A 5,858-nucleotide genomic window follows, 5' to 3' on the forward strand; every position below is an offset into this window, starting at 1 on the left:
CCCGGAGGACCTCACCGTGCTCGCCCGCGCCGTCACCGCCCGGGAGCGGCTGCGCTTCGGCTACCGGGCGTTCGACGGCGCCGAGACCAGGCGGCCAGGCGAGCGGGTGCGCCCACCCCTCGGTCAGCCGCAGCAGCAGCGCGTCGGCCTCGGCGGCCGAGGCGGTCGGCGGGACGCCGAGGGCCGCGTAGACACCGGGCAGGGTGTCGCCGCCGTCCGCCGGGTCGGTGATCCGGTACTCGTCCCCGCTGTACACCCAGACCGCGTACCCGGCCCCGTGCAGCTCCTCGCGCAGCGCCGACCACGGCTCGTCGCCGGGCCAGCCGCCGTCGATCCAGTACGTGGTGTACCCGGCCGGGTCGAGCAGGGTGAGCACCTGGAACACCGGGCGCCAGCGGTGCCGCTCCTCCTCCGGGGCGTCCTCGGCCGGCGGGCGCTCCAGCAGGGCCGGGGAGAAGACCACCACGTCGCCGTGGTTGAGCGTCAGGTCGTCGCCGAGCACCGGCAGGACGCGGGCGGTGGCCGGGCCGGTCCGGAGTGCGGGCAGGTCGGCCGTCGCGCCGTTGGTGCGGGTGGCCCGGACAGTGACCAGCTGCCACTCCTCGTCCACCGGGCCCTCGGGCTCGTCGAACTCGATGTCGAGCAGCGCGCCGGTGGAGCGGACCACGGCCCAGTCCCGGTTGGCGGTGGCCGCGGTGATCAGGTGCCACAGGTCCGGCTCCTGGACCGTCCGGTGGCCGTCCTCCTCCTCCGCGGCGGCGTCGGCCGGTGCCGCGCGCTCCAGCAGCTCCTGGTACATCCGCTGCGCGGTGGCGTGGTCGCCCAGTTCGGTGGCGGCCCGGGCGGCGAGCCGACGGGTGTTGAGCACCTCGTCGTCCAGCGCCAGGATCGCCTCGCACTGCTCCAGCGCCTCGGCCCAGCGGCCCTCGGCGGCGGCCCAGCGGGCGCGTATCCAGTGCCCGTCGGCCGGAGCGGAGGCGGCCACCCGGTCGGCGAGGCGGCGTACGCCCTCCGCGTCCCGGGCCTCGATCAGCATCTCGCCGAGCGCGCCGGCCAGCTCGCGGTCCGCCGGGTCGTCCTCCAGGTACCGCCACAGCAGGTCGGCCGCGGCGCGGGCGTGGCCGAGGCCGCCCAGCACGGTGGCCAGCAGCACCGCCAGTTCGGTGGCGCCGGCCTGCTCACCCCGGTACCGGTCCAGGGCGACGGAGAGCAGGTCGGCGCCGGTCTCGTAGGGCACCTGGAGCTCGGCCAGGTGCACCGTCAGCTCGCCCGGCGGGACGGGCAGCTCGGGCTCCGGCAGCGCCTCGGCGGCCGCGCGCAGCGCCGCGACCTGCTCCGACACGCCGTCGGTGCGACGCAACCGGGTGAGCTTACGCTCTCCGGTCGCGGCGAGGGTCAGCGCCACCGTACGGGCGCCGCGGGCGAGGGCGAGCCGACCCGCCGCCAGGAGCAGGTCCACGCACGGGCGGTGCGCGCCGACGCCGTCCAGGTAGCCGACCCAGCCGGCCAGGACGGCGCCCAGCTCGGCGTCGTTCTCCCGGGCACCGGCCGCGACCAGCAGCTCGACCGTCTGCGTCCAGGCGCCGCGCAGATCGGCGTGCCGGTCGGCCTCGGCCCGCTCGGGCAGCAGGGCGAGCGCCTCCTCGGTGCGGCCGAGCGAGGCGAGCGCGCGGGCCCGCAGCAGGGCGCCCCAGCGCTGGTCGCGCTCGTCCAGCCGGCGCCCCTGGGCCTGCTCGGCCCGCTCGGCCGTCGCCAGCAGCTCCAGCACCTCCTCGTGCCGGCCCAGCAGGTGCAGGGTGCCGGCCCGGGCCTGCTGGAAGCGGAGCGAGACCTGCTGGCCCGCCGCCCGCATCCGGTTGGCCGCGGTGTCCAGGTGGTCCAGCGCCTCGGCCGCCCGGCCGTCGTCCTCCAGGGCGTCGGAGTACTCGCGGGTGAGGCAGTCGTAGCAGGCCCGGGCGGGCTCGATCCGGTCCAGCGTCTCGCCGACCACGGCCAGGCGCTCGGCCACGTACCCGGGGCCGTCGACCCGGGCGTGGCAGATCGCGAAGTCCTGCACCACGCAGACGGACTGCGGGCAGCCCGCCGTCTCCTCCCGGTGCGCGAAGTCCAGCAGGTCGACCGCCTCGGGCAGCACCGCCTCGCCCTGCTGGCGCTTGTTCAGCAGGTTCTGCATCCGCCAGTGCCGCAGGTAGACCTCGACCCAGGGCAGGCCGAGCGCCCGGGCGGCGGCCACCGCCTCCGGGTAGAGCGCGTCCAGCTGCTCGTTGCGCCCCTCGGTGGCGTGCTCGGGCAGCTCGACGATGGCGTCGGCCAGCCGGTGGTGGCCGGCCTCGGCCAGCTGCCGGTGGGTGTCGCGCACCCAGGCCCAGATGTCGGTGGTCATTCCCGTTCCCCCTGTGTCGTGCTGATGAGTTGTCTACCGCACCCCACTGACAATCCGTCCGTCACGGCTCCTCGGCGAGGGCGCCGGGGCTGTCCGGGACCTCCGGCAGACCGGCCGGGACGGCGGCGGTCAGGGCGGAGACCGCGGTGCCGATGCCGGCCAGCGCGGCGGTGAGGTCGCCCTCGGACGGGCCGGCCGAGGCCGCGGCCATGATCACCTTGATCGAGCGGAGCAGCCCGGCCGCCGTCGCGCTGCCGGTGTGCCCGCCGCGGTAGGCGGCGAGCAGGTCCTGGACCGCGGGACTGGCCAGGTTGAGGTAGAGCCGGGCCCGGACCTCGCCGTCGGTGCGGGCGGTGAAGGCGCGGGCCAGCCGCAGCGCGGCGGACGGTATCCGGGCGTCCGCCTGGTCGTCCTCGATCCGGGCCTTCAGCTCCGCCTCGCGGTCCGGCACCAGCACCAGCGGCAGGCCGGGCGGGTCGAAACGGGCCGGGACGAGCTGCTCGCCCGGGTCGGCGAGGGCTCCGGCCAGCCAGGCCGACTCGTGCTCCGGCAGCGGGCGCTCCGGGTCGCGGAACAGCTCGCGGTCGCCCCGCTCGCTGCCCAGCTCGACCACCCGGCAGCCGCGCAGCTGGGCGTAGCGGCGCAGGAACGGCAGGACGGCGTAGCGGTCGCCGCGCGCGATCGGCACCCGCATCGCCCGGTACAGCATCTCCTCGAAGCCGCCGCCGCTGCCGAGCGCGACGTGCACCGCGCCGCCGCCGGCCGCCCGCAGCGCACCGGCCGTGAGGTCGCCCTGCGAGGTGGGCACCGGGACGTCGTCGGCGAGCAGGGTGAACAGCCGGTCGTCGCAGAGCGCGGCGCCGAGCAGGTCGTTGCCGTGCCGGGCGAGGATGCGGCGCCAGACGGCCGGCCGCAGCCGGGCGGTCTCGTACAGGCCGTCCACGATGGCGTCGGTGAGGGCCTGCCGGAGCGCGTGGTAGTGCTCGTCGCGCTGGAGGTCCTCGCGGCTGGCGGTGGGGGTGAGCCGGTTGGACTCGACCACGCCGCCGATGAACCCGGCCCAGCGGGGCAGCAGGTCGCGGGCGTCCTCGGCGAGCAGCATGCCGCGCAGGTAGACGGCGAGGTCGCGGTTGTCGCTGCTGCCGTAGGTGCCGCCGTCCTGCACCCAGAGCAGGCCGACCGCGTCGGTGCCGCTCCCGACCCCTTCGCCCCCGGCCCCTCCGCCCTCGACGGGCAGCACGGGGAAGGCGGTGAGCGGCTCGAAGCGGCGGACGAAGGCGGTGGCGAAGCGCATCCGGGCGGCGTACTGATCGCCTTCCACGGACTGCCGCCAGGGCACCTCGACGGAGTTGACCGGCTGCTCGTCGTCGCCGACGTGGACCGGGATCGGCAGCAGCACGCAGTAGCGGCCGAGCACGTCGCGCAGGACGTCCTCGTCGGCGAGGTGGCCGTGCTCGGCCTTCAGCGCCAGCTCGACCACCGTGCCCGGGCTGGGCCGGGCGGGCACCGGCTCGACCCGGTACTGCTCGCCGCCGCGGCTGCGGTAGCGGTGGCCGAGCCCCGGCTCGCGGTGCGAGGTGGTGGTGACGGTGACCTCGTCGGCGACCGAGAAGGCGGAGAGGAAGCCCAGGCCGAAGGCCCCGATCAGCTCCTGGTTGCCGGTCAGTTCGCGCAGCATCCGGGTGTAGCCGGTGCCGACGGTGGCCAGGTAGGAGTGGATCTCGGGTTCGGTGAGGCCGGCGCCGGTGTCCTCGATGGCGACGGTCCGCCGGGCGGCGTCGGCGCGCACCCGGATCAACGGCCGGTGGTCGCCGTCCGGGTCCTCCAGGAGCCGGCGGGTGTGCGAGTCGTGCGCGTTCTGGACCAGTTCGCGCAGGGCGACCAGCGGAGTGGAGTAGAGGTGGGTGGCGAGGACGTTCACCAGGCCGCCGAGATCGACCTCGGTCGTGCGCAGTTCCTCGGCAGGCGTGGGCTCGGGCGGGGCACCGTCAGACATGGGTCCTCAGTGTGCCAGTGCGACTATCTGGCGACCATTTCTTTCTGGGTGACCTCGCCCCGGCGGAATGACGGAATACCGTCAACTCGGAATTGACCACTCCTCCCCCATCGGGGGAATTTCCACCCCGTTCGGTGGAATTCGTCCGCACCACTGGTGAATGCTGGACGCGCGACGTCAGGCCCCGGCGCTCCAGAGCGGCCACCGAGGACGGCGCCCCGATCCGCACGCCCCGTCCAGCAGCCCAGGGAGACCAGCGTGTCCCGTCTTCGCGCAGCCGCCGCCGTCACCGCCCTCGGCGCGCTCCTCCTCGTCGGATTCGGTGCCGCCGCCGCGCACGCCGACGACGGCGCCGGTGCGGCCGACCACGCCAACGGCAGCGTGGTGAGCGGCACCGGCTCCGGCAACGTCATCGGCACCGTCCACGGCAACGTGGTCAACACCCAGCAGACGGCCACCGGTTCGGGTGCGAGCAACCAGCACAACGGCCTCGCGGTGGCCGGCAACGGCGGGCAGGTCGGCGGCGTCCAGGGCCACCGCGGCGTCGACGCGCGGGTCTACTACCCGTACGTCCTCTACTAGAGCGGCCCGTCCGCCGACAGCCCCAGCACCGCCCGGCCGAGCCGCAGCAGGCAGTCCCCGAGGTCCGGCCGGGCGCTGTGCGGGCGGTTCCGCACCCCGTCGTTGACCAGCGCGAACAGCGCGTGCACCCGGATCCGGGCGGCCGCCGGGTCGCAGCCGGGGTGCACCTGCCGCAGCAGGTCGACCCAGGTCCGCAGGAAGTCCCGCCGGAAGTCCACCGCGGCCCGGCGGTCGGGCGGGGCCAGCCGCTCCGTCTCGCTGAGCATCGCGCCCAGGTAGTCCCCGTTGCGCAGCGCGAAGCCGACGTACGCGCCCAGCCCGGCCTCGAGGGCCGCCCCGGGCCCGGCGGCGGCCGCGATCGCGCCGTCCACCTCGTGCCAGAGCCGCTCCCGGCTGCGCACCAGCGAGGCGGCGAGCAGCTCCGCCTTGCTGTCGAAGTGCCGGTACACGCTCGGCCCCGAGATTCCGACGGCCGCGCCGAGTTGGTCGGTGCTGACGTTGTCGAAGCCCCGCTGGTGGAACAGCCGCACGGCCGCGGCGAGCAGCTCCTCCCGGCGCGCCCGCGGCTTGGCCTCCGGCGGCGGTACGGCGGCGGGCCCCGCGGCCGCCGTGCCGTCCAGCGACACCGCGAGGACGGCCGCGACCACCTCGCGCAGCAGCGCCTCGGCCCGTCGGGGCTGCGGCGCCGCCGACTGGTAGGAGAGCCCGGCGCACGCCGAGAGCGCCGACCAGCAGAGCAACTCGGCGTCCCCGGCGGCGATTTCCGGCCGTTCCGCGCGCAGCACCGCGACCATCACGGCGACGTCGGCGCGCCGGCTGCTGGACCTGCCGCCGGACGCCGAGGGCCGACCGGTGGACGGGCTGGGCCTGGAGCAGGCGCCGCTGGAGCTGCTGACC

The 5,858-nt window shown here is 75.9% G+C and carries 4 protein-coding genes; 1 reads left to right on the forward strand and 3 read right to left on the reverse strand.

The features are described from left to right. Together ABZW03_RS36145 and ABZW03_RS36150 are read right to left on the reverse strand one after the other, a co-directional pair. The coding region (locus ABZW03_RS36145) for a hypothetical protein (protein ID WP_355268276.1) at positions 1 to 2,383 on the reverse strand (2,383 nt) is incomplete at its 3' end. Positions 2,384 to 2,444: 61 nt separating this feature from the next. Beyond that, positions 2,445 to 4,379: an ATP-binding protein gene (locus ABZW03_RS36150; RefSeq protein WP_355268279.1), complete on the reverse strand. Its 1,935-nt coding sequence runs from the start codon at positions 4,377 to 4,379 to the stop codon at positions 2,445 to 2,447. A 258-nt stretch (positions 4,380 to 4,637) separates the two neighbouring features. Between ABZW03_RS36150 and ABZW03_RS36155 the strand changes: the two genes are divergently transcribed. Continuing rightward, positions 4,638 to 4,961 (forward strand): hypothetical protein, encoded by a 324-nt coding sequence (locus ABZW03_RS36155; RefSeq protein WP_355268281.1) that lies wholly within the window; start codon positions 4,638 to 4,640, stop codon positions 4,959 to 4,961. On the opposite strand, the gene ABZW03_RS36160 is transcribed toward ABZW03_RS36155, so the two are convergent. Continuing rightward, positions 4,958 to 5,858, reverse strand: a 901-nt coding sequence (locus ABZW03_RS36160) for a helix-turn-helix domain-containing protein (protein WP_355268284.1), incomplete at its 5' end; no start/stop codon positions are given. The genes ABZW03_RS36155 and ABZW03_RS36160 overlap by 4 nt on opposite strands.

Origin of the sequence: Kitasatospora sp. NPDC004799, from assembly GCF_040609095.1 — a bacterium.
Lineage (GTDB): Bacteria > Actinomycetota > Actinomycetes > Streptomycetales > Streptomycetaceae > Kitasatospora.

What these genes read in the sequence shown, in the direction of transcription:
- ABZW03_RS36150 (WP_355268279.1), bottom strand. Translation starts at nt 4,379, where the DNA reads ATGTCTGACGGTGCCCCGCCCGAGCCCACGCCTGCCGAGGAACTGCGC.